This is a genomic window from Vibrio sp. Vb2131, from assembly GCF_033338535.1.
GTDB lineage: Bacteria > Pseudomonadota > Gammaproteobacteria > Enterobacterales > Vibrionaceae > Vibrio > Vibrio alginolyticus.
On record NZ_JAWOSW010000024.1, the window covers coordinates 26893 to 50339 of the forward strand.

The 23447-nt window shown below is 41.9% G+C and carries 22 protein-coding genes; 15 read left to right on the forward strand and 7 right to left on the reverse strand.

Annotation, left to right across the window (positions count from 1 at the left end; translation table 11 throughout):
• Nucleotides 1-95 precede the first annotated feature (95 nt).
• From lexA to dinF, 3 genes are all read left to right on the forward strand, one after another.
• The gene (gene lexA / locus R7E38_RS20335; RefSeq protein WP_005378682.1) at nt 96-716 is read left to right on the forward strand and encodes a transcriptional repressor LexA; all 621 of its coding nucleotides are present in this window, start codon (nt 96-98) and stop codon (nt 714-716) included.
• 184 nt (nt 717-900) lie between these two features.
• Entirely contained in the window at nt 901-1695 is a 795-nt protein-coding gene (locus R7E38_RS20340) for a class I SAM-dependent methyltransferase (protein WP_005378679.1), read from the forward strand.
• 55 nt (nt 1696-1750) lie between these two features.
• Nucleotides 1751-3100, forward strand: coding sequence for an MATE family efflux transporter DinF (gene dinF / locus R7E38_RS20345; RefSeq protein ID WP_318082052.1), 1350 nt, complete (start codon nt 1751-1753; stop codon nt 3098-3100).
• A gap of 57 nt (nt 3101-3157) precedes the next feature.
• On the opposite strand, the gene sthA is transcribed toward dinF, so the two are convergent.
• Nucleotides 3158-4588, reverse strand: coding sequence for a Si-specific NAD(P)(+) transhydrogenase (gene sthA, locus R7E38_RS20350; protein WP_226084175.1), 1431 nt, complete (start codon nt 4586-4588; stop codon nt 3158-3160).
• Between the two features lie 263 nt (nt 4589-4851).
• Between sthA and fabR the strand changes: the two genes are divergently transcribed.
• The 3 genes from fabR (at nt 4852) to R7E38_RS20365 (ending at nt 7401) form a co-directional block, all read left to right on the forward strand.
• Nucleotides 4852-5493, forward strand: a complete 642-nt coding sequence (fabR, locus tag R7E38_RS20355) for an HTH-type transcriptional repressor FabR (RefSeq protein ID WP_005378632.1) — start codon at nt 4852-4854, stop codon at nt 5491-5493.
• Complete coding sequence (locus tag R7E38_RS20360; protein ID WP_005378634.1) at nt 5493-5858, forward strand: YijD family membrane protein; 366 nt, start codon at nt 5493-5495, stop codon at nt 5856-5858. Before fabR ends, R7E38_RS20360 begins: the two co-directional genes overlap by 1 nt.
• Nucleotides 5859-6141: 283 nt before the next feature.
• Nucleotides 6142-7401 carry a tyrosine-type recombinase/integrase gene (locus tag R7E38_RS20365; RefSeq protein WP_124009082.1) on the forward strand — a complete coding sequence of 420 codons (1260 nt, stop codon included), beginning with the start codon at nt 6142-6144 and terminating at the stop codon, nt 7399-7401.
• A gap of 95 nt (nt 7402-7496) precedes the next feature.
• Here R7E38_RS20365 and R7E38_RS20370 read toward each other — a convergent pair whose 3' ends face one another.
• Complete coding sequence (locus R7E38_RS20370) at nt 7497-8390, reverse strand: hypothetical protein (protein ID WP_124009083.1); 894 nt, start codon at nt 8388-8390, stop codon at nt 7497-7499.
• 441 nt (nt 8391-8831) lie between these two features.
• On the opposite strand from R7E38_RS20370, the gene R7E38_RS20375 reads away from it, so the two are divergent.
• Together R7E38_RS20375 and R7E38_RS20380 are read left to right on the forward strand one after the other, a co-directional pair.
• Nucleotides 8832-9524: an inovirus Gp2 family protein gene (locus tag R7E38_RS20375; RefSeq protein ID WP_213972550.1), complete on the forward strand. Its 693-nt coding sequence runs from the start codon at nt 8832-8834 to the stop codon at nt 9522-9524.
• A gap of 162 nt (nt 9525-9686) precedes the next feature.
• Nucleotides 9687-9872 carry an AlpA family transcriptional regulator gene (locus R7E38_RS20380; RefSeq protein ID WP_124009085.1) on the forward strand — a complete coding sequence of 62 codons (186 nt, stop codon included), beginning with the start codon at nt 9687-9689 and terminating at the stop codon, nt 9870-9872.
• Between the two features lie 128 nt (nt 9873-10000).
• On the opposite strand, the gene R7E38_RS20385 is transcribed toward R7E38_RS20380, so the two are convergent.
• The 5 genes from R7E38_RS20385 to radC form a co-directional block, all read right to left on the reverse strand.
• Entirely contained in the window at nt 10001-10501 is a 501-nt protein-coding gene (locus tag R7E38_RS20385; RefSeq protein ID WP_213972549.1) for a lecithin retinol acyltransferase family protein, read from the reverse strand.
• 101 nt (nt 10502-10602) lie between these two features.
• On the reverse strand, nt 10603-11163 hold the full coding sequence (locus R7E38_RS20390; RefSeq protein WP_124009087.1) for a tyrosine-type recombinase/integrase: 561 nt from the start codon (nt 11161-11163) through the stop codon (nt 10603-10605).
• Between the two features lie 209 nt (nt 11164-11372).
• A complete protein-coding gene (locus R7E38_RS20395) occupies nt 11373-11801 on the reverse strand; it encodes a DUF2787 family protein (RefSeq protein WP_124009088.1) in 429 nt (142 codons plus the stop codon).
• 26 nt (nt 11802-11827) lie between these two features.
• On the reverse strand, nt 11828-12253 hold the full coding sequence (locus tag R7E38_RS20400; protein ID WP_124009089.1) for a DUF2787 family protein: 426 nt from the start codon (nt 12251-12253) through the stop codon (nt 11828-11830).
• Nucleotides 12250-12726 carry a RadC family protein gene (gene radC / locus R7E38_RS20405; RefSeq protein ID WP_124009090.1) on the reverse strand — a complete coding sequence of 159 codons (477 nt, stop codon included), beginning with the start codon at nt 12724-12726 and terminating at the stop codon, nt 12250-12252. The genes R7E38_RS20400 and radC overlap by 4 nt, the downstream gene beginning before the upstream one ends.
• A 228-nt stretch (nt 12727-12954) precedes the next feature.
• Here radC and R7E38_RS20410 point away from each other — a divergent pair, with 228 nt between their 5' ends.
• From R7E38_RS20410 to R7E38_RS20440, 7 genes are all read left to right on the forward strand, one after another.
• Entirely contained in the window at nt 12955-13392 is a 438-nt protein-coding gene (locus tag R7E38_RS20410; protein ID WP_124009091.1) for an RNase H family protein, read from the forward strand.
• Nucleotides 13393-13567: 175 nt separating this feature from the next.
• Entirely contained in the window at nt 13568-13786 is a 219-nt protein-coding gene (locus tag R7E38_RS20415; RefSeq protein ID WP_185090786.1) for an AlpA family transcriptional regulator, read from the forward strand.
• A gap of 735 nt (nt 13787-14521) precedes the next feature.
• Nucleotides 14522-15427, forward strand: a complete 906-nt coding sequence (locus tag R7E38_RS20420) for a WYL domain-containing protein (protein WP_124009093.1) — start codon at nt 14522-14524, stop codon at nt 15425-15427.
• A complete protein-coding gene (gene brxF, locus R7E38_RS20425; protein WP_124009094.1) occupies nt 15424-15933 on the forward strand; it encodes a BREX-3 system P-loop-containing protein BrxF in 510 nt (169 codons plus the stop codon). The genes R7E38_RS20420 and brxF overlap by 4 nt, the downstream gene beginning before the upstream one ends.
• Nucleotides 15930-19655 carry a DUF6079 family protein gene (locus tag R7E38_RS20430; RefSeq protein WP_124009095.1) on the forward strand — a complete coding sequence of 1242 codons (3726 nt, stop codon included), beginning with the start codon at nt 15930-15932 and terminating at the stop codon, nt 19653-19655. The genes brxF and R7E38_RS20430 overlap by 4 nt, the downstream gene beginning before the upstream one ends.
• A gap of 59 nt (nt 19656-19714) precedes the next feature.
• Nucleotides 19715-22516, forward strand: a complete 2802-nt coding sequence (locus tag R7E38_RS20435) for a DNA methyltransferase (protein WP_124009096.1) — start codon at nt 19715-19717, stop codon at nt 22514-22516.
• Entirely contained in the window at nt 22517-23395 is an 879-nt protein-coding gene (locus R7E38_RS20440; protein WP_318082057.1) for a hypothetical protein, read from the forward strand.
• Nucleotides 23396-23447 lie beyond the last annotated feature (52 nt).

The following is a 23447-nucleotide window of genomic DNA, read 5'->3' on the forward strand; positions in this document are numbered from 1 at the left end:
TCCCCACAAATAAATTAAAAAACAACCAATTGGGTTTTCATTTGAGCATTTACTGGATATACTCACAGTTAACTGTATAAAAAGACAGGTGAGACATGAAGCCGTTAACGCCACGCCAACAACAAGTCTTCGATTTGATTAAAAGTAAAATCGACGACACCGGAATGCCACCAACTCGTGCAGAGATTGCGCGTGAGCTTGGCTTCCGCTCTGCGAATGCCGCAGAGGAACACCTAAAAGCGCTTGCTCGTAAGCAAGCAATTGAAATTATTCCAGGCGCTTCTCGTGGGATTCGTATCCTGCTTGAAGACGCAGCCAATGATGAGCAGGGTTTGCCTTTGATTGGTCAAGTCGCAGCGGGTGAGCCAATTCTGGCTCAAGAGCACGTAGAGGCGCACTACCAAGTCGATCCTGCGATGTTCAAACCGCAAGCGGATTTCTTACTTCGTGTAAATGGCGAGAGTATGAAAGACATCGGGATTATGGATGGCGATTTGCTCGCGGTGCATAAAACCCAAGATGTGAGAGACGGTCAAGTTGTCGTTGCGCGTGTTGATGATGATGTGACTGTGAAGCGTTTGGAGCGCAAAGGTTCAACCATATTACTGCATGCTGAGAATGAAGAGTTTGCCCCAATCCAAGTGGACTTAACGTCTCAGCACCTTACGATTGAAGGCTTAGCCGTTGGTATTATTCGCAATACCGATTGGATGTAAGTGTGTTTAAGCAGCCCAGTTCATCTGGGCTGTTTTGTCTTTTCTCTTTTTCTACTTCCTCCAAAAGCTTGCTCATCATCTTGACCTTGTTTGTTTTGACCAATTTATAAGCTTGATAATGTAATTGATATTCATTATCATCTTTATTAATGTCTATGTTTTCTCTCTGGCGCAGGAAATGCCCATGTCTCAGTCTAAACATCAAGTTCCTAACCATTTATTAAAGCCACTGTTATTGCGTAGCCGTGAAAGCATGGTCGACAATGGCTTGGTGTACGATCCGATAGCTGCTAAAGCGTGTTTGAGCTGTAAGATGGCGCCGGATTGTTTGAGTGGTGATATTGCGCAGAAGCAATTGCTGCACGTGACGCTGACTCAGCTTTGTGACCAGCAGGTTAGTCACTTCTTACAGCAGTATCCCGATGCTTGGATAATCAATGTCGGAGCGGGGTTGGATACCCGCTTTTATCGTTTGGATAATGGACGTTGCCATTGGATAGAGCTGGATGTGACGGAAAATTTGGTATGGCGTCAGCGTTTGTTCCACAAAAATGAACGTTATGAACATCGCTGTGGCAGTGTGGATGAAATGTCGTGGCTAGAGACGTTAGCCATTCCAGAGCAAGCACCGGTACTCATTTTATGTGAAATGGCACTGCTCGATTGCACAGAGCGTCAAGTCGCGAAATTTATTCAAACCTTAGGTCGACATTTTGTTTCTGCTGAACTGTGTATGGTGCTGGCAGGAGATTTAACGGAAACCAAGTGGGGACAAAAGCTTGGCTCTGATCGTTATGCTCATGGCTTTGAAGCGCCTGCAGCACAGATATTGCAATGGTTACCATGGGCACAGTGGGTGAAAGCTTTCTCGCCATTCGATAGATTCTGTTCTCGTTGGAAAGCTTGGCAGCGTTGGCTTAATAAGATTCCAATGTTGAAGCATCGCCTCACGCCAGTACTCGTTCATATCAAGTGGTAATTGGCTAGTCGTTAAGCGCTCAGGTACACTCGTCGATCTTACTGATGAGGTGCCTGTGACAAACTCAATCTTCTCTCTTTTATCTAACCCAAAAGTTCATCGCCAAGTCTTAGCTTTAGCTATACCTATGGTGCTGTCGAATATTACTGTTCCATTGCTCGGTTTGGTCGATGCTGCGGTGATTGGTCATCTAGACCACGCTTGGTATTTGGGTGGTGTTGCGTTGGGCAGCACCATGATCAGCGTGACGTTTTGGCTGCTTGGTTTTTTGCGTATGCCGACTACTGGGTTGGCGGCGCAGTCCTATGGCGGTGAAGACCGAAAGCAACTTGCCTTGGTGTTTATGCAAGGCTCACTTATGGCGCTGCTGTTTGCGTTAGTCTTCCTTATTGCCCATACCCCGATAGCTGATTTGATCTTTGGTTGGAGTGACGCCAGCGCAGAGGTAAAACACTACGGTATGCAATATTTCTCTATCCGTGTGTGGAGTGCCCCCGCTGCGCTAATGAACTTTGTGTTGTTGGGGTGGCTGCTCGGAACGCAAAATTCCAAAGCACCAATGTGGATGGTGATCATCACCAACGTGACTAATATTGCCCTCGATTTGTTGTTTGTGATTGGTTTGGGGTGGAAAGGAGAAGGCGCTGCGCTGGCATCGGTGATTGCTGACTACTCTGGCATGGGTTTTGGTCTCATGTGTGTCTGGAAAACCTGGCGAGAGAGGCAATTACCATCACCTCAAAAGTTGCTAGCCAGCACTCAACACGGTTTAGGGCGATTCGTGAAATTGAATCGCGATATTTTCTTACGCTCTTTGTGTCTGCAAGCGGCTTTTAGCTTTATGACGTTCCAAGGCGCGAGCTTGGGTGATGAGGTTGTCGCTGCAAATGCGGTTCTGATGAGCTTCCTGATGATTATCTCGTATGGCATGGATGGCTTTGCTTATGCGATGGAGGCCATGGTCGGGAAGGCGATTGGTGCCAAAGATAGGCAACAATTGAGTGCATCGCTTGTCGGCACTTTCTTTTGGAGTTTGGTTATTTGCTTAGGACTGACCGCGCTCTTTGGTTTGGCGGGATCGGAGTTGATCGCCATGATCACTTCAATTGAGACGGTCCAACAGCAAGCAGCGGTGTATCTACCTTGGCTGGTGGTGATGCCACTTGCGTCGATGTGGTGCTTTCTATTGGATGGCATTTTTGTCGGTGCAACCAAAGGCAAAGACATGCGCAATAGTATGTTTGTCGCGACCAGCAGTTTCTTCGTTGTCTTTTACTTATTCGCCGAGTGGGAAAATCACGCGCTGTGGTTTGCAATGACGAGCTTTATGTTGATGCGGGGTATTGGTTTAGGGGTTATCTTTCTCTACCAATGGCACAAGGATACCTTCCTAGCACAATGTTGATATAAAAACAGCAGGTCCAAGCCTGCTGTTTTTCTGTCTGCTATCAAGAAGCATAGATTAGAACAAGCGGTTCAAACCATTCAACGCAGCGACACGATACGCTTCGGCCATTGTTGGATAGTTGAAGGTGGTATTGACGAAATACTCGATGGTATTCGCTGAGCCTTTTTGCTCCATAATGGCTTGACCGATGTGGATAATTTCCGCGGCACGTTCGCCAAAACAGTGAATCCCTAAAATTTCTTTGGTTTCACGATGGAACAATATCTTCAAGCTACCGATGTCTTTCCCTGCGATCTGTGCACGAGCTAGATGCTTGAACGAAGAGCGTCCTACTTCATACGGTACTTTCGCAGCTGTTAGCTCTTGCTCGGTTTTACCCACAGAGCTAATCTCTGGGATGGTGTAGATACCCGTTGGAATATCATCAATCAGGTAGTTTTCTGCCTGACCTTTCGTAATGGCTTGTGCGACAAATCGCCCTTGGTCATAAGCGGCGCTTGCAAGGCTAGGGTAACCGATGACATCGCCTACAGCGTAAATGTGTTCGATATCGGTTTGGTAGTTACGGTTTACTTTTAGTTGTCCGCGAGAGTCCGCTTCCAGACCCACTGCACCCAAATTCAACTTATCGGTGTTACCTGTTCGACCATTCGCATACAACAAGCAGTCTGCCTTCATCTTCTTGCCAGATTGTAGGTGAATAATCACGCCATCTTCTGTGCCTTCGATTTTTTCATAGGTCTCATCATTACGAATTACCACACCGCTGTTCCAGAAGTGGTAAGACAGCGCATCTGACACTTCGTTATCCAAAAACTCCAACAAGCGGTCGCGGGTATTGATAAGGTCGGTTTTCACTCCAAGGCCGCGGAAGATAGAAGCGTATTCACAACCTATAACGCCCGCACCGTAAATGATGATATGGCGAGGGTCGTGTTTCAGGCTCAAAATGGAATCACTGTCGTAGATGCGCTCATGCAAGAAATCTACGTCGTTAGGCTGATACGGGCGAGAACCCGTCGCGACGACAAACTTATCCGCAGAATAGATTTCTTCTGTACCGTCGCTTTGCATCACTGCAATTGAGTAGTTATCGATAAATCGCGCGGTTCCGAACAAAAGTGTGCATGAGTTACGGTCATAAAAGCCCTGACGAAGTCGAGTTTGCTTATCAATGACCGATTTAGCATGACCTAAAATGTCAGAAAATGTTGCATGAACGCTGGTGTTGTTTCGACAAAATAGCGGGTTGCTATTAAATTCGATGATGCGGCTAACGGCATGACGCAGTGCTTTTGATGGAATAGTACCCCAGTGAGTACAACCGCCGCCGACACTGCTTTCTTTCTCGACAATGGCAACATTCAGTCCCGCTTTGGTTAATCCCATTGCAGCCCCTTCTCCGCCAGGGCCACTACCGATTACGATCACGTCATAGTGATTAACATGCGCCATGATGCCTTCCTTGTTATATTTGCTTAACATTGCTTTAGCGCGATTTTAACTCATTTACCCTATTGGTACACGTCATGCCTGTTAGAGAGTGGAAGTGATCACGCAGAATCGACCAAAAGGATGATTTGGTATGTTGTATGTCTATAAATTGCATCGAGAACATTGCAATTAGATGCATGCCAATAGTAACGTTCTCGGCGCTCAGAGCGAGCGAAGCAACATATCTTTCTCCGTAGGAGCAAATTGCGTTATATTGAGGCTCTTGTACCCTACAGAAAAAGAGCAAGTTAAGAATGAAATCGATGGGAATCCGCGCACAGCAAAAAGAGAAGACACGTCGATCATTGATCGATGCGGCATTTAGTCAATTAAGTGCGGATCGCAGCTTTTCCAGCCTTAGCTTGCGAGAAGTCGCCCGAGAGGCAGGGATTGCACCGACTTCTTTTTACCGTCACTTCAAAGATATGGATGAGCTAGGCTTAACCATGGTTGATGAAGGCGGTTTGCTACTACGCCAACTGATGCGTCAGGCGCGTCAACGTATTGTGAAAGAAGGTAGCGTAATTCGTACCTCGGTCGAAACCTTTATGGAATTCATTGAAAGTAGTCCGAACGTTTTTCGTTTGTTGTTGCGTGAGCGCTCCGGCACTTCTGCTGAATTTCGTACCGCTGTTGCTCGAGAAATCCAGCATTTTGCGGCAGAATTAACCGAGTATTTAATGAGCACCGGCGTGACCAGAGAAGAGGCGTATACTCAAGCAGAAGCGTCTGTGACTTTGGTTTTCAGTTCGGGGGCTGAAGCTTTAGATTTAGATCGACGTGAGCGCGATGAACTCGCCGAGCGATTGATCATGCAATTGCGAATGATAGCCAAAGGGGCCTATTGGTATCGCAAAGAACGTGAACGTAACCGATTAAAAGGCGGGATAGAATAATGTCGAATGGAAATAAATCTGAAAAGAAAACGCTGATTTTGGCACTGGTTGCAGGTATGTGTGGTGATGCTTTGTTGTCATGGTTGACCATGAGTGAAGTGTCTTTTTCAATCTTCCCATTGATTGCACTCGTACTGGCTGTACAAGCTCTTTACCAAGAGTACCTAAATAATCCGGTATCAGAAGATATCCCATTAGTTGGCTTGGCGTGTTTCTTCGTAGGTGCGTTTGGTCACTCTGCGTTTATTAAAGCGCAATACCCAGAAGCAGGCTCAAACTTCTTCGCGATCATGGTTTCAATGATCTTACTCGCATGGATTGGTAAGAAGCTAGGTTTTGTCAGCAAGAAGACTTCTGCGGAATAAGCAAACGAATCAAATTAAAAAAAGCGAGCCATTGAGCTCGCTTTTTTTTGTCTGAAGCTGGTGGACTAAGCTTTACGTTCCAATAGCACGCCAGCTTCCATGTGGTGGGTATATGGTGACATAATTCCATTAACGTCCACTAATGTTTGTTGTTGTCATATAAATCAATGGCTTATATTGGTTTGTTTAGATTCATTGTCCATTAAAGTCTTTATGGGTACAATAAAAACCTCATCATTGCCGTACCCCGAGCCGTACCCAGAATTTTAGAGAGTTGCTTATAATGACAAAACGAATAAACAGCAATGCCACGCTACAAGCTCTGAAGCCACAAGATAAAGAGTACTTAATCCCAGATAAAAAAATTGAAGGGCTAAATATACGCGTTCGTCCTACCGGTACAATGACATGGACATTTCGGTTTCAGATTGGAAAGAAACACGAAAAAATCTCTATGGGGCGATATGTTCAGTCAAAACCTGAGCGGGGTATGACATTAGAGCAGGCAAGAGTGGAAGCTGGTCGTTATCGGAGTTGGTTGGAGAACAATAAGAATCCAAAAGTTGAACTTGATAAAGAAAAACGTGCACAAGATGAGGCAAAGACCTTTCACGATGCATTTGAAAGTTTTGATGAGAAGCGTCTTTCTAAGCAATTACGAGGCGTTCAGTCGAGAACCATTTACAATCGAGATATAAAGCCAATTATCGGTAATGTTAAATTGGCGGATTTAAGCATATATGATCTCAATAAGGTTTTTGATGCGAAGGTTGATAAAGACGGTAACCGTATGGCTGGTGCTATCGGTGCTTGCCATAAAATCATCAATCAAGTGATTAACCATGCCTTAGCCCTCAATATGCTTGATTTTCATCCGGCCCCACAACTTAAAGCAAAGGATGTTGGAGGGGGATCTAAAGTAACAAAACGAAACCTTAGCTTTTCTGAGTTGAAGATATTGCTAATTAGCTTAGGAGAGTGGCGTACAGCTCCTTCTAACGTGCGTTTAATACGTTTCTTGTTGGGATGCGGTCAACGTATCAGTGCTGTCCTAGAAATGTGCTGGGGTGAGTTAGATCTAGAAAACAAGGTCTGGACTCTACCAGCCAGTTCAGCAGAGCGACATACTAAAAGTCCGGACAGTCGCAAAGTACCGCTCAGTGATTATCTTATTGAGTTGTTGCAAGAGCAACGTGAAAGTGTTCCAAGTAAATGGAAGTTGGTTTGGCCTCAGCTCACTTTAGATAAAGCTCAAGAGCCTGCGGCAGTACGGGCATTGATCAAACGTAACTTACCAGCCGATCTAGAGCGTTTTTCACCCCACGATTTGCGTCGTACCTTTATCAGCCGTTGTAGTGAAATGGGTTTAGATATCGTGGCGATTGAAAAGACAGTCGGTCACCAGTTACCGGGTATGCTTCGAGTTTATAATCACCATGATTATCTTGATGAGCAACTAGCCGTTTTACAGGCGTGGGGCGACAAGCTTCAGGCTTTGACAGTTGAGAATATTGTTCCTTTATCACCGACGAAATCGGCTTGATTTTTAGTCCAACTTGTAAGGAAGATGCAGCCTCTTTCTAATGATTCGAGGAACTGCATCTCTACTGCTTTGATTTAGTTGTAAAACGGATATATCTAACTAAGCTCTCGGTAGGCTTTCTCAATGATATCAGTTAGAGTGTCGCCTATATTTTTATCAGAAAGATCAACTATTCTATCTAGTTTCTTTTTGGTGTCAGGTGGAAGAATAAAAGTGTATTGCTTTTTACCACTATTTTTGGTTCTGTATTTATACTGACTCCATGCCTTACTAAATTTTAATAATAGGTTTTCCTTAATTATCTCATCATTAATAAGGTCGTACACTGCTAAGCAAGTGTCATAAGGATGAGTATTTTCAATATTTTTGAACACTCTAATTTCAGGATATAATCTATGGTTTTTACTTATGAATTTCACTAATTCTATAGATTTTTCATTTAATCTATCTTGATCTTTTTCTAAGAAATTTTTGAGTGAATTATCTTTAATGATAAAGTTCCACTCTTTTATTAAGTCGTTGTAAAAATTCATTGAATCATGAGGGCTGATGTTTAATTTGTCTATGTAATTAATTACCTGATTATATTTGCTTTCTTTATCTACAGCTAATGCATCGAATACACTGGTGTCACTTTTAGTATTGTCGAGGAATTCTTTCTCTATATATCTAAAGTTATAGCTAATAAACCCCCATAGCCAATTTACTTTTCGGCTATCTTTTTTGTCAAAGCTACGTGTTATTATTTCTAATAAGTCATTTTCTTTATATTCTTTATTTAACTCATTTGCCAATTGTTTGGCATCATTTACTGCTAATTCATGGAATGCTTTTTTTATAAGATTGTTCTTTTGTTCTATATGTAGGTTAATGAAGTTTTTAGTGTTACGTCTGTACAATTTCTTCTTTTTAATTAGTAAAGAGATATATAAATTTGCTTCCCTGTCACTTTTGGCCTTGGGTGGTTCAACTGATAACTTGCTATCCATTTCTCATTCCTTATTGCGTAAATGTTAAAATTACACAGAGTTATTATTGAGTTTTCTATGTGTTTTTAATTGGTTATTATCGTGATTTAAGGTTGTTTTTACAATGGTTTATTGAAGTTGTTTCTTGTAGTAAGTCTTGTTTTTAAAAGGGGAAGTCTGTTAGTGGGTGATACTATGTATGGATATGCGATGCTTTTTATTGAGTCTAGCGAGGTTCAAAGGTGACACTGTCTTGTACTATATGTGGAAACAATTAGACAGAGTATCCGAGCAGCTTATGGCTTAATAAAGCACCGAAGCCTCTGGCCTGATATAGTTTAGTGTCGCTGATAAACCGTCGGTATATAGTTATATATGTTTTATTCTTAAGCTGTATTAACAACTAATAAATTATTACCAATATACCTAACCTATGAGATAGATAATCTAATAGGTAAGAGAATGAAGAAAGAGAAAGGGATAAGAGTAAGGGAACCGAAAATTTACCAGGGAGAGTTCTTTTACGATATAAAACTTAATCCAAAAAGGGAATACTACGAGCCTTACCTGATAAAGTCGAAAGAACTTCTTGATTATGTCACAACTGAACACAATCGGGTTATTGCTTTTAGTGTTGTTCTACGATTTCCTCAAGATCTTGAGCAGGATAGAGATATTTCATATATAACAAAGTTTAGAAGGATATTTCAGAGGAAGATTGATTTTACTTTGGAAGAGAAAAAAAAGGAAAAAACTAGAGTTCATCATGTTAAGAAAGGAAATAAGGCTTTTAATATATGGTGCAGAGAAAGGGATAGTGGCAATAATGATCACTATCATATGTTTATTCTAATGAGTAATGAAAACTTCCGATCTTTAGGTCACTATTCTACCAGCCCTGAGCCCCAAAAAAGCTTAGCGGTATTGGTTCAAGAAGCATGGTCTGACGCTTTAGGGTATTCATATTGTGGTATGAGAGGCTTAGTTCATTTCCCTAATAATAATAAATTCAGAGTTGTACAAAATAGGTATGACACAAAGAGTAACTATGACGCCTTACTTTTCCGAATGTGTTATTTGGCCAAAAGAGAGACGAAGAATTTTGGAGAAGGGATACGCTCATTTGGATGTAGCAGGATCAAGAGAGAACCATAAATGAGCTCTGCGAGACAAAAGCCTTAAACTCCTATTAGGAATCACGTACCAATCGTCGTACTTGTTGTGCTTTTAGCTTAATCATGGGGTTGGCAAGAGAATCCATTAAATAATCACATAACACGGAATCCTACGAGGAAGAAGAACATAGGAGATTTCCCAGTGAGATTTATCAGATTAAAAGAAGTGATTAACATGACAGGTCTAGGGCGTTCAAGCATTTACAATTTTATGGTTGAGGGTTCATTCCCTAAAAGTGTACCTCTTGGTGGTAGAGCTGTGGCATGGGTGGAATCTGAGGTAAATGAGTGGATGGAAGCTCGCTTAGCAGAGCGCAGTGAATGTTAGGTAATTTTGAGTTGATATGTAATGAGGCTAGGGAGACCTAGCCTTTTTATGCGCTGAAAGACAGATGACAAAAATGCCTACTATGAAATACAGCAAGCGGACCTGTTTGGTTGAGAAAGATGATTTGCTTATCCTTTGTGACGATGCCTTAAGTCCCATACACGCCACTGACTCGCTTGAATGTGCTCACGAGCGTCACGTTTAAGCTGAGTCAATGTGAAGGTGTTTGAGAAGATGTCACCGCTTAGACAGTAGCTACAGAACTGATGGCAGTTTTCACTTAGCAGGGAATAGTCTGTTTGCACGCCAAGCATGGCTTCTGCAATTTGAGCAGTAAACTCACTACCAATGGAATGGCCCTGAGCATTGCAACTCACGTAAATGGAAAGGGCTGTGGTATCTGCCAGGAATTGATGAATTGATACGGCCTCGGTAAGACCTTTGCCATTACGATGGATGATACGTCCATCTCCCACGTAGACACCCGAATGCTCAGCATATCCAAATGCGAGATCGCAATACACAATGCTACCCCTGATTGGGTGATTGGTTTTCCAGAATAAGTTTTGGATTAAGCTTTTCGATAAGCTACCTACAACAAAGCTTCCTATTGCGTGATATGGGTTCATGTTATTTGCTCTCAAATGTAATAATCGCGAAACTCAAAAAGGCTCTGAGACTAATGTTTATAAGGGATTGAGGGTCCCGCCCCCTCACTAAACGACCAGGCTTAAAGCTCAAGAGAAACAAAGTCTTTATCGACTTCATCTTGAGTGATACCGATATAGCGAAGCGTGACGCCCTCAGATGTGTGACGAAGCATTTTCATGACACGGCCTATATCTTTTGTGGATTGGTAAAGAAAGTAGCCTCGCGTCTTTCTCATCGAGTGAGTCCCTAGCGCAATATTTAGCTCTTGGCCTACTTGTTGAAATGCCATGGACACAGCACGTCGCGTGATTGGCTGCGGTGGTTTGTTTTTCAACTGTTGGCATCGGTGGGATTGAAACAAATAGATGTGGTCGGGATGTTGCTCCCTTAATCTAGCAACATGCTGCTGCGCTTTGGTATTGAGCTGAATGTTTGCCAGTTTGCCAGTTTTACTTTCACGAATAATAAGTCGGTCACCATGAATGTCTTCAAAGCGAATCGATAACAAATCAGAAATCCTCAGTGCCAGGTTTAATCCGATATTCCATACATCGGCCATTTGTGGATGACAACGAATACTCAGCAAATGACCAATCAGGCGTATGGTGTCATCGTTTTTGATTGCTTGGACCTCAGCCATAATCTGCTTCCTTTTTTGTCTGTAGAAGGGTGTTTTGGGAAGCACAGAGCCGACGATATCGAGAACCTCTTGTGCAATAAGGGATTGAAGCTTCCCGTTTTAACAATATGGGAAGCAGACATCGGCTTAGCTCTATGCGGGTGGTTTTGTTGAATGTTTGGTAAGGGAAGGGGAGTGTTCTGGGGTAGTAAGTGGATTGGCTTTGGTTGTTAGCCACACTTAATCTGAATTTGGTTGTAAGCGTCCATTGCTACATAAGCTAGAAAGTTACACTCCCACATTTCATACAGCTCCGTGGTTTCTTGTAGGTGCATGCCCAGCCAGCCGCTAAAGCGCGCGAAAGCGACGTTGTTAGCAAAATCAAAAGTAAGGTCGGGAACCAGTTCCGGTGTCACGTCACCCACATAAACGCGGTCCGTTATCTCACTAATGGCAATATGGCTGTCTTTAATATCGATAGTGATAGAGACAGGATGAAACCCTCCATCTTTCGGGTGGTAACTGGTGTCCTTAAATCGGATAGTTAGCCGTCCTCGGTAATTAACATCATGAATAGAACGTTTGATTAAGTCTTTGAGTTGGTGTGAAGGCTTGGCTCGCTTGCATGCGAACATAGCCAGTTTAGCAGCTTGATTCATAGTGACCTCTTTGAGGGAAATGGAGATTAGCGAATGGGGGTAATGTCGATTGAGATTGCAGAGTGTGCGATGAGCGAGCGAGTGACTGCTTTAAGCCAACTGGCGAGTAAGATTTGTACTTCTGGCCGTTGTAAGCTGCACTGCTTAATTTCAGGGTGATAGAACCAACACCCTGCGAAGTTGAAATACAGCGATAACTCTTTTTGTGGCGAGCCTGTGATGACAACATCAAAGGTTGCGATAAAGCGAAGCTGCCAGGGCGAATCACTGGATGTGCGTTCTAGTTGAATTTCAATGGGCTGAAATCGTTGGTCAGTCTCTTGAGAACGAATGTTTAACGCCAAACGCTCAGCTGTATTAGGAATGGTGCTGTCCAATAGGAGGGCATCAAGAAAGCAATGCATTGGAGTAATGAGCTCATCACTAAGTCCGGGAACAATAAACTCACTCATATCAATCCCTTCTCAGCAAATGAGACACAGTCTTCACCAACCACGATGTGGTCTAAGACACGGATATCCACGAGCTTTAGAGCGTCGATAAGTCGCTGAGTAATGCGTTTGTCGGCTTGGCTAGGCTCAGCAATGCCGGAAGGGTGGTTGTGGGCAAAAATCACCGCGGCAGCGTTGTGGTTTAGTGCTGTCTTCAATACTTCACGGGGATAAATCGAAGCGGCGTCAATCGTGCCAAAGAACAGCTCTTCAAAACTGATCAATTGATGTTGGTTATCAAGAAACATCACGGCAAACACTTCTCGGTCATGAGCTCCTAACTTGAGCTTTAAGTACTCTTTGACATTGGTTGGCTTAGTGAAGGTGCCTTCACGTTTGTATTTCACAGCCAGCGCCTCGGCTGCACGCTCTAGCAGTTCATTGAGTTCTGAAGTCTCAAAGGGGTAGTCATGGTCAGTATTTGGGGTACGCATAAGAGCTCCTTAAGCTATCTGTTTGGGTATGCGTACTGATGAAATATATCTGAAAGGGTTTTAAATCAGGCTTGTTAGGAATTGGAGGGTAGAAAGAAAGCGTGCCCAGAGACAGGTAAAAAAAAACTTACTTGCCGTTGTTATGTAGAAATCGCTGTAAAGCAAGTTATTAACAACCAAGCCGAATCAGAGAATGTATCGGCTTTTTAGTTTCTGGAGAGTATGACAATGAGTATAGAAATTTATGTAGAAGCGGCCATGGTTAGAAAGCTAAGAGGTCGTCTTGTTGGTGGTATTGCGTACATAGCACTCGATGCTGATGGATGTATTGATGATGAAGATTGGGAGTATATTGACTATGTAGCAGACCAGGCTTATCTAGATCTATCGGCGCTTGCTTTTGGGTTAAAGAGTGCGAGAGACGGCGATATTATCTATTCAAACAGCGATTATTGCGTCAAAGGCTTTAATGAGTGGCTAGACGGTTGGAAGAAACGAGATTGGCGAAAGGCAAATAAAGATCTGATAGCTAATGAAGATCTTTGGCGGCTGGTGGATGAAAGAAGCACGGAGAAGCGTGTTGAGGTGAGAAAAGTCGCCGCCTGTTCTGCAGGGAAAGATGCCGCGTATAGATACGCTCTCGCAGCGGCGAGTCGTCAGTTGTAATAATAAGGGCTCACTTGCTGGCTGTACCAGCAAGTGAGCCCTTTTGTGTGGTTATCGAATCTTAATGCCTTGGGACGTGTTTGATAATTGGAAACTAGTTGATTCACTTAATATGCAAAATTCAGTAGGTAAATAATTGGAGATAAAAACGGTTTTCGATGTGTCAGTCAATCCCATGGGAACACACTGCATAGGAGGATATCCCATGAGATTTCTAAAACTAAAAGAAGTAATGCAAAAGATCGCTCTGAGTCGTTCAGCTATTTACCGTAAGATGAACGATAATAACTTTCCGCAATCAATAAACTTAGGTGATAGAGCTGTTGCTTTGGTTGATAGTGAAATTGATGATTGGATGGAAGTGTGTTTGGGAAAGCGTGGAATTAGAAAATGATAGCTCTCACCGAAATAAGTAAGTGTGAAGTGAGCACCAAGCGATTCTGTGTTAAGTAACCGCGAGCAAAAAAACACACCACCTAGAACTAGAGAGAGGCGAACGATTCGCCTCTCTCTTGTATTTGTATATCGCGATCTCATCCAAAAGAGCGTACCGTGCTTGTTCTCATCTCATTTATGTTGGCGGTAATAACGAACCATATTTAAACAGTGTTCAGAAAAACCTTGGTCATTACCACCAGATCCTAAATCTTAACGGGCATTCGTGCTGATGCTCATTAGCAAAGTCATGGTTACTTTTGTTTTATTGCACCCGCCTAGTGGATTACGTTTAGCAACCTCCAGAGCTCTCTTTTAGAATTCATTAAAATCATAGAGTGTTTCTTCAATAAATAAGAAAAATTCAGACCATTGGATAAGGACCGTGCGTGGTTTGATTTTTTTGTTTGGTGTAAGTGATTAATTTTATTGGGTTTGTTGATGTGTTGCTTGGTCTATTGTGTTGTGAAATTTGCATGAGTGTTTCCTTTTTTAGAATAAAATACTGGAGGTCGCCTTGTTACTAATGAGGCTCTTAGAGTGATGGGGAGCGTGTTTCTTTAGGCGTTAAGCTGGTGGAGTAACAGTGATAAATGGTGTGGTCAATATGGTTGCTATGATGCAATCATTTTGATTGCATCATTGTGTGTGGTGTTATATATTTTTAACAATGATAAACAACATAATTTTCCAAATGAAAAAACTTGATGAGCTGTCCCATGCTCAGCGCGAAAGGTTGGCTTTTATAGACTTCAGTTTGAGTTATTTTGGTGAGGTTAGTAGAGCGGATCTTATAGACAAATTTCAGACTAGTTTAGCAGCAGCAACTAGGGACTTCGCAACATATAAGGATTTGGCTCCGGCTAATATGGAGCTGATCCACCAGACAAAGTCTTATCATCGGTTAGATAGTTTTCAAGCGCTGTTTGAACATGAACCAGAATCCATCCTGTACGGTTTAGCTAAAGGTTTTGGTGACGGAATTTCATCGCCTGTAGTACACAGTTCATCTTGTATTGACAATCTGAGTCTTGTCCATCCGAATGCAGATGTGATTTCGACATTGATGCGCGCGATCACTCAAAGGTCAGCTGTTGAATGCGAATACGTGTCTTTGTCATCAGGGGGTAAGAAGAGAATTATTGTTCCTCATGCATTAGTCAATAATGGTAAACGATGGCATGTTCGAGCGTATGACCGTGATTCATCAAGCTTTAGAGACTTTGTTGCAACTCGTTTTAAGCAACTATCCATCGTTAGGACTCCAATAGGTGAAACTCAATCCCGATCTTCAGATAAGCAATGGAATAGGGTTGTCGATTTGACATTGATACCACATCCAAATGCTTCATTTAAAGAAGCGATAGAGCTTGATTATGCAATGACTAATGGTGAGCTTAAAGTTGAAATACGAGCAGCTCTCGCTGGCTATTTTCTCCGTTATTGGTCGGTGGATTGCTCAAGAACGCATGCTCTTGATTCCAACCAATATCATTTAGCACTCAAGGAAGTAGAATCGATTTTTGGTGTCGAAAACATTCAGTTGGCACCCGGTTATCTGGCTGATAAACGTGGTCTAGACGGTAAGGACTGTTCATGAGTACATCTATTACTAGTTTTCGCCTGGCAGAGCAATTGTTACAACATGTTCAAAATGCATGTTTAGAAGCAGAGTATCGCTCTTTCAAGTTAGTATTTGTGGTAATCCCTGAGGATTTTCGTCGCGAGATCGAGGCCGAAATTCTCAACAACTCTATTGGTTTCGTCAACCTCTCTAAAGAGCTTGCTCGTAAGCTAGTTAGTTTGTCGATGAGAGAGAGAGTTAGGAGACTTGAATTTGAAGTTGACAAAATTGCCAACGATAGCGGAAGTTCTATCTGGCTAACAAAGCTTAATGTGTTGTTTGAGCCGGCTTTAGAGACTGATCCAATAAGGTTATTAAAATGGATAGCTAAGTCTAAGACTGTTGTAGCCATATGGCCCGGAGAGATAACAGAAACGTCAGTGGTTTACTCAAAACCAGGTAAGCCAGATTATAAAACTTATCCATTAAAAGAATTAAACGATATTCAGGTGATTGACGCCTGCAACGGAGTAATGAAATGAAGAAGTACGGCGACTTGATTCAGTTCGAATCAGTAACTGCTAACATTCAGCTTAAGACCTCAAGTGACCATGATAAAGCAGTAGGCTTGGTTTCGTCATATGTGATTTCAGACAAGATGTCTCAGAAGCTGAGTAATGTCATTATTGAACAACTTCAATATGATGAGTCAGTCGATAACAAAGCGCTTTGGATCGTGGGTAACTATGGTTCAGGTAAGTCTCACTTGATGTCCGTTATCTCCGCAGTCGCAGAATTCCCTGACTTAGCAAGCCATATTTCAAATGATGTTGTTCGTAGTGCAGCAAACAAGATAGCGGGTAAGTTTAAAGTTATTCGATTTGAAATCGGTGCATCAAAAATGGCCCTGACTGATATCGTTACACAAAACTTGACTGATGGCTTAGCCGGTATGGGGGTGGACTATCAATTCCCTCCAATGACCGAAATCTCTTCAAGCCACAAGCCTTATTTCGAAGAGATGATGGCCGCATTCCATGAAAAATATCCAGATCATGGTTTGCTTCTGGTTTGTGATGAGATGCTAGATTATTTTCGCTCTCGTAATGAACAGGAGCTACCGTTAGACATCGCGATTCTTCGAGTTATTGGTGAGGTTATTGATGGGACTCGCTTCCGCTTTATGGCTGGTGTTCAGGAAGCGATTTTTGATAGCACGCAGCTAGAGTTTCTATCTAAGGAAGTAAAACGAATTCGTGACCGTGCAGAACAAGTACTGATTGCTCGTGAAGATATCAAGTATGTTGTTGCTGAGCGCTTGTTAAAGAAAGATGCTCAACAGCAGGAATGGATTCGCGAGTATCTGCAAAAATTTACGCCATATTACGACAAAATGAACGAGCGCTTAGACGAATTTGTTCGCATGTTCCCTGTGCACCCAGATTACATCAACACGTTCGAGCGAGTGCGAATGGCTGGTCTTGAAAATCGTCAAGTACTGAAAAGTCTTTCCCGTCAGATGAAAGAATTGATGGAAGACGAAGTTCCTCAAGATGTACCGGGGATCTTTTCTTATGATACCTACTGGAACGAGCTAAGCAGTGAGCCAAGCATGAAGACTAACCCAGAGGTTGGTCAAGTCATTGAAACAGGTGAGCTTCTAGTAGATCGCATTGATCAAGCGTACCCAACTCCAGGTGAGAAAGAGTTTGCCAAACGATTAGTTGCTGGCCTTGCGATCCACCGTATGGCTGTAGGCGATATTTATGCTGAGATGGGGGCAACAGCAGCTGAACTACGTGACTCTTTATGTTTGTATTTGAAGAACATTGAGATCATGCCTGGCGATAAGAGTAAGAACTTAGAGAATCACATTGTCACTGTTCTCACTAAGGTTCGTCGTACTGTTAATGGTCAGTTTTTCTCTAAGAACAAAACCAACGATCAGTTTTATCTGGATCTGAAAAAGACCGAAGACTTTGATGCACATATTGAAGCAAAAGCCGCAGGCTTGTCTCCAGATAGTATCAACTCTGCTTACAGAGCGGCAATGCTAGAGATCTTAGAGCAAACAGACTCTCAACAATCAAAAACAGCGATGTGGCAGCATGAACTTAAGTGGTTAGACAGAAACGTTAGCCGTCCTGGTTGGTTGTTCCTTGGCTCTCCTAACGAGCGTGAAACCGCGAAACCTCAGCTAGACTACTACATGTACTTTATCCAGCCTGAGAACCCGCCGAAGCAAAAGAAAGAGTTTATCCGTGAAGATGAAGTGCAGTTTGTTCTAAAGAACCGTAGTGAAGAGTTTAATCAATCTCTAAAGAACTATGCGGCATCTGTGGCGTTACGTTCACTAGCGACAGGCAGTGCACAGCAGACATACAAGATCAAAGCGGACGGTTACCTTGGTGAGATGATTAAATGGATTAGAGCCAATATCAAAGACGCATTTGAAGTTCAGTACAATGGTAAGTCTAAGCCAATCATGGACTGGTTGAAGGGAGCAACTGTTCGCGATATCACCGGTATCGCAGATAGTGACCATGGCAGTGTTAAAGACATCTTCGAAGCAGTAGCAAGCTTTATTCTAGAAGGTTACTTTCAGTCTCTTGCTCCAGAATATCCTAAGTTTTCACAGCGTATTACAGAAGATACCATCAGTGTCGCAAGCAAAGATGTACTGAGCTATTTAGCTGGTGGCGCTGTAACCAAACGTGCTACCGCTGTACTTGATGCGCTTGAACTACTTGATGGTGATAAGCTAAAACCAAGAAGCTCGCGTTATGCTCAAGCAGTACTGGAATTGCTAGAAGCAAAAGGTCACGGTCAAGTCGTTAATCAAAGTGAACTACTAGAGGCTGTTCACGCTCGCCTATATTTCAAACCAGGCACTTACAGATTGGAACCTGAATGGCTACTTGTGATTTTAGCAACGTTAGTTCATGCCGGAGAGATAGAGCTATCTGTGGTGGGCAAAGTCATTACTGCAAGTGATGTTGATGCACTTAAAGGAATCGACTTTGAAACATTGACAAACTTCAAACACATCCAAGCACCAAAAGACTTTAATGTTAGTGTGATTAAAGCTGTCCTTGAATTACTTGGAATGAATGAGGGCTTAGCGACTTCAATCCAACAAGGTGATGACAGTGTTGTTCGTACTATGGGGCAAGAGATTGAAAAGTTAGTTAAGTCTCTCGTTCATGATCAGCAGCTCGTAAAACAGCGACTTATGTTGTGGGGCAACCATGTCCTTACTGAAAACGAAGCGACATTGTTAGCAGGTCGTTTGGGTAAAACAAAAACATTCCTTGAGTCTCTGCAGCGTTTTAATACACCAGGTAAACTTAAGAACTTCAAAGAGTCGGCGGAGTCAATTGTAGAGCACGCCGAAACTTTGAAAGAGTGGAAGAGCTTTAAACAACTTTCGGAAGTGGTGGATAGCTTCGCTGAATACGCTCAATATCTTAAAGAAGCTCAGCTCATTCTCGATGAGAATGATGAGTGGCAATCTGATGTGCGAGATGCAGCGCTAGCACTTAGAAATGGTATTGAAGATAAAACCACTCGCTTAGAGTCAAGCTTTAAGCAAGCGCAGCTAGCAAATCTGCGACAGCTTAAAAAAGCGTATATTCAGCGCTATGTTGCTTTGTACGAATCGGCTCGTTTAACAATGGAGCAGGATAAAGAGAAAGCAGCACTGATCGGCGATGAACGTCTGCAAACGTTAGAAGCATTGTCTGGTATCTCATTACTTCCTGCAGAGCAGGTTAAACAGTGGAGGTCAGATTGGGCCTCTTTACAAGTTGCTGAGTCGATAGACCCTAAAACAATTGAGTTGACGCCAAACCCAGTTAACTTCTCACCGCGCAGTGAAGGAAGTAAAGCTTCAGCAAGTGTACGTTTAGCTCAGTTAGATAACCAGTTAACCGAGATGTTGTCTGAATGGACCCAAAGTTTAAAATCGACGCTAGCCGATCCGTTCTTGCAACTGGATCTATTGTCGGAAGTGCAACGCTGTGAAATCAATGCTTTCATTAATTCAGGAAGTTTATCAACTCCTGTGAGTAAAGAGTTTATTGCAGGCGTAAACCAGGCCCTTTCAGGTCTTGAAGAGGTGAAAATTTCAACGATGGATCTCGTTGTAAGTTTAGGTAAAGGAACGCCGCAAACATTGGATGATGTTAAAGCTCGCTTTGAAGAACTGCTTAATACTCATTGCAAAGGCAAAGACAGCAGCAAAGTGCGAATAATTATTGATTAATCCAATTCTAACTAAATTACTAGAAGCCAGTAGTTACTGGCTTCTAAAGTGAGTGAACTATGATACAAGAAAACCTGTTTGGTACTGAAAACGAAAAAAAAGACTCTGGCCCGGTAGAGTGCCTGGGGATGACGTTTGAAAGTGAAGAAGCTCGACGTACCCATTTTACTGATCTGCTGCGTGAAAAACTAAAAGATCCAGAATTTAGAGCCATTGAAGGCTTTCCGATTGGTACTGATGAAGCCATTTTAGAGCTTTCTGATCCACCATATTATACTGCTTGTCCTAACCCTTGGTTGAGTGACTTTGTAGGGTTATGGGAGTCACAAAAAGATAATTCAAATGAAGAGTACCATCGAGAGCCTTTTGCTGTAGATGTCAGTGAAGGTCGAAGTGGATTATTTTATGATGCCCATTCGTATCATACGAAAGTTCCTCATAAGGCAATCATGCGCTACATTCTTCACTTTACTAATCCTGGTGATATTCTAATGGACTCGTTTTGTGGAACCGGTATGACTGGTGTTGCCGCTCAGCTGTGTGGTAACCGCCGCATAGTAGAAGAGTTAGGTTACGAAGTTGATCAAGACGGAGGTATTTTCCAGCGAGCTGATGGTCTCGGCAACGAAAGAATTAAAATTAGTGAATTAGGTGAGCGTCATGCATTGAATAATGATTTGTCACCCGCCGCAAGTTTTATTGCGTATAATTATAATGCTCCACTAGATGTTGAAACTTTTGAGCAAGAAGCAAAAGATTTGCTTGACCAAACTGAAAAAGAGTTCGAATGGCTGTATTCAACAAAACATGAAAATGGTCAACTGGGGATTGTTAATTATATTATTTGGTCTGACGTTTTTGAGTGTAGTGAGTGTAGTGCAGAGGTGAACTTCTACCATACAGCGGTAGATTTCGAGAATAATAAACTATTAGATTCATTTTCTTGTCCAGAATGTGCTGCTACATTGACAAAGAAAAAACTTGAGCGTGTATATACCAGAGGTTTAGATATTGATACTGGTAAATCTGTTAGAAAGGCGAAGCAAGAACCAGTTTTAATTAATTATACTTATGAAGGTAAACGTTACGAAAAAAAACCGGATGATTATGATTTTGGTATTATTGAACGTATAGATAATTATGTTATTGATGACGGTGTTTACATACCTAAAAATTCTCTCATTGATGGCTATAATACAAAACAGCCAAAGGCTTCACATGGTGTAGAACTGATCAAAGATTTTTACACCAGGAGAAACTTGATAGTCCTTTCTGGGTTAAGAAAAAATATTTCGTTAAAGTCTAAAAGAATTAAAAGCGCACTATCATTTTTGATTAATTCTTATGACTTAACACATAGTACTATTATGAGCCGTTTGATATTTAAAGGTAAGGGAAAGAAACCGGTTTTAACGGGCTATCAGTCCGGAACCCTTTACGCATCATCCTTACCTGTAGAGAAAAATATATTCAGCGGAATTCGTAAGCAGAAATTACCTATTATCACGTCTTCTCTGAAAGAAGTCTCCAAAAGTCAATTGGTAAATACAGGTAGTGCCTCAAAGCTTCTTTTAGAAGATAACTCATTGGACTATATATTCATCGATCCTCCGTTTGGTAGCAATATAATGTATTCAGAGCTAAATTATATTTCAGAGTCCTGGATGAACTTATTTACGAATAACCATAAAGAAGCAATTGAAAATAAAGCTCAGAGTAAGTCTTTGGACGACTATCGTTCACTAATGTACTCTTGCTTTAAAGAAGCTTATAGGGTGCTTAAGCCAGGGCGCTGGATAACGATTGAGTTCTCCAATACCAAAGCAAGTGTCTGGAACAGTATCCAGTCATCACTTACAGAAGCTGGTTTTATTGTTGCCAACGTTTCAGCACTAGATAAAAAGCAAGGTAGTTTTAAGGCGGTAACTACGACAACGGCAGTAAAGCAAGACTTGGTTATTTCAGCTTATAAATCTGATAACTCTGTGTTTGAGTCAGTCCAAATCGCTTCTAATGAACAGTCCGTTTGGGAGTTTATTGAGAATCACCTCAGGTTTCTGCCACTGTCGAAAGTACAAAATGGCGAAATGATAAAAGTGCCAGAGCGTGATCCTCGGATACTGTTTGACCAGGTTGTTGCGTTTTTCATCAGAGCAAATAAAAGAGTCCCGATATCTAGCTACGAATTTCAATTAGAGCTATCAAACCGTTTTGTTGAACGTGATGGAATGTATTTTACTGTCGAACAATCAGTTTCTTATGATAAAGAGCGAGCGAAACAACCTCGAATTAAACAATACTCTATTTTTGTTGAAGATGAAGAAAGTGCTATTGAATGGCTGAGAGGAACACTTAAAGAACCAAAAACCTACTCAGAAATTCACCCACTTTTCATGAACGAGCTTTCCGGTTGGAAGAAAAATGAAGTTCGATTGGAGCTTTCAACTTTGCTAGAGCAAAACTTTCTTCAATATGATGGGGTTGAAGATATACCTGAACAGCTACTTCAATCAATCGAGCTAGGGGGAAAGAAAGCTACAAATGACGATCTAAAATCTCAGCATAAGGAAAAGTGGTATATCCCCGATTTAGAACAAGAGGAAGATCTCAGAAAATTACGACTTAAGAGTTTGCTACGTGATTTTGAACACTACAGAAAAGAAATGAAAAAGATAAAGCAGCCAAGAATAGAAGCTTTAAGGGCTGGTTTTAACGTCTGTTGGGAAAAGCAAGATTACCAAACTATTTTAGATGTTGCGGCCAAGTTACCACCAGCAGTCCTCCAAGAAGACGAGAAATTAGTAATGTTCTTTGACAACGCAGCTACATTGACAAGTGACACATTGGAAGAGTGGGATTAAATGAAAGCAGTTTTACATACAAGTAAGAAAGAGGTTTTCGAAACTTGGGTCAATGATTTTTGCTTAGAGAAAAGAGTGAAATATATTTGGCCTCAGATTTGCTATCACAATCAAACCGGTGAGGTTATACATTTAGTATTCGAGAAAAATCATAAGAATAAAGATGTTATCGAATGGCCAGTAAAGCTGAATTTTAAAAGTGGGAATAATATCCCAGTGACAAATATCGACTTTACAACACAAGAACCGACCTTAGATAATGGACAGCGATGGGAATACGAAACATGGTATGAAACAGCGTTAGGTGGTTCATTGCAGAAAAATTGTGGTCAAACGCCTTTCAGTTTTTGGAATTGGCGCACTCTCACTTGGCCTCAAGGAAACCTAACTTGTGACATGGATTTTCTTTTTTTTAAGAAAAGTAACAACACGTACTATGGTTTTGAAGCCACAGAAATTTACCATGTAGACAAATCCGCTAACAAAAATCTAGATGTATATGAGCATTTTGAAAGGTTGCTTAAGCTTCGTAAAGGGAGTACGAATGGCTTCAATACACTGCAACTGAAGGCTCAATTGAACTTACTAAGCCAGCTAGAGGGGGCTCTAGGGTTAATACTGCACCAGATTGTTGAAGAAGTTGATCAGCCTACAGAGCAAAACCAAGTTAGAGAGATGGCAGCTTCTTATTCTGTAACCAATGATAAGCCTCAATTTAAACTTAGAGATGACAAAGTTGTCACTCTAAAAATAAACGATGAAACAGTTCAAAATATTAGAAAGTTCTTGGAGAACCCATCTGAAAATAGCCTAAATAAAGAAAAATCTGCGTTGCGGTTTCAATCACTTGTAAATGTAATGTCTAGAATAGTGGAATAGAAGGAAGTGAGTTAGTGATGTTTTGTGATATCGCAGCAACGCTAGTAGGAAG

Excerpts from the sequence above, each read along its gene's own strand:
- R7E38_RS20360 (WP_005378634.1), top strand. The coding sequence starts at position 5,493 with ATGTCGAATGGAAATAAATCTGAAAAGAAAACGCTGATTTTGGCACTG.
- R7E38_RS20415 (WP_185090786.1), top strand. The coding sequence starts at position 13,568 with ATGGGAACACACTGCATAGGAGGATATCCCATGAGATTTCTAAAACTA.
- R7E38_RS20410 (WP_124009091.1), top strand. The coding sequence starts at position 12,955 with ATGAGTATAGAAATTTATGTAGAAGCGGCCATGGTTAGAAAGCTAAGA.
- R7E38_RS20435 (WP_124009096.1), top strand. The coding sequence starts at position 19,715 with ATGATACAAGAAAACCTGTTTGGTACTGAAAACGAAAAAAAAGACTCT.
- R7E38_RS20390 (WP_124009087.1), bottom strand. The coding sequence starts at position 11,163 with ATGGCTGAGGTCCAAGCAATCAAAAACGATGACACCATACGCCTGATT.
- fabR (WP_005378632.1), top strand. The coding sequence starts at position 4,852 with ATGAAATCGATGGGAATCCGCGCACAGCAAAAAGAGAAGACACGTCGA.
- R7E38_RS20430 (WP_124009095.1), top strand. The coding sequence starts at position 15,930 with ATGAAGAAGTACGGCGACTTGATTCAGTTCGAATCAGTAACTGCTAAC.
- radC (WP_124009090.1), bottom strand. The coding sequence starts at position 12,726 with ATGCGTACCCCAAATACTGACCATGACTACCCCTTTGAGACTTCAGAA.
- R7E38_RS20420 (WP_124009093.1), top strand. The coding sequence starts at position 14,522 with ATGAAAAAACTTGATGAGCTGTCCCATGCTCAGCGCGAAAGGTTGGCT.
- R7E38_RS20375 (WP_213972550.1), top strand. The coding sequence starts at position 8,832 with ATGAAGAAAGAGAAAGGGATAAGAGTAAGGGAACCGAAAATTTACCAG.
- lexA (WP_005378682.1), top strand. The coding sequence starts at position 96 with ATGAAGCCGTTAACGCCACGCCAACAACAAGTCTTCGATTTGATTAAA.
- R7E38_RS20400 (WP_124009089.1), bottom strand. The coding sequence starts at position 12,253 with ATGAGTGAGTTTATTGTTCCCGGACTTAGTGATGAGCTCATTACTCCA.
- R7E38_RS20440 (WP_318082057.1), top strand. The coding sequence starts at position 22,517 with ATGAAAGCAGTTTTACATACAAGTAAGAAAGAGGTTTTCGAAACTTGG.
- R7E38_RS20340 (WP_005378679.1), top strand. The coding sequence starts at position 901 with ATGTCTCAGTCTAAACATCAAGTTCCTAACCATTTATTAAAGCCACTG.
- sthA (WP_226084175.1), bottom strand. The coding sequence starts at position 4,588 with ATGTTAAGCAAATATAACAAGGAAGGCATCATGGCGCATGTTAATCAC.
- R7E38_RS20365 (WP_124009082.1), top strand. The coding sequence starts at position 6,142 with ATGACAAAACGAATAAACAGCAATGCCACGCTACAAGCTCTGAAGCCA.
- R7E38_RS20395 (WP_124009088.1), bottom strand. The coding sequence starts at position 11,801 with ATGAATCAAGCTGCTAAACTGGCTATGTTCGCATGCAAGCGAGCCAAG.
- brxF (WP_124009094.1), top strand. The coding sequence starts at position 15,424 with ATGAGTACATCTATTACTAGTTTTCGCCTGGCAGAGCAATTGTTACAA.
- R7E38_RS20385 (WP_213972549.1), bottom strand. The coding sequence starts at position 10,501 with ATGAACCCATATCACGCAATAGGAAGCTTTGTTGTAGGTAGCTTATCG.
- R7E38_RS20370 (WP_124009083.1), bottom strand. The coding sequence starts at position 8,390 with ATGGATAGCAAGTTATCAGTTGAACCACCCAAGGCCAAAAGTGACAGG.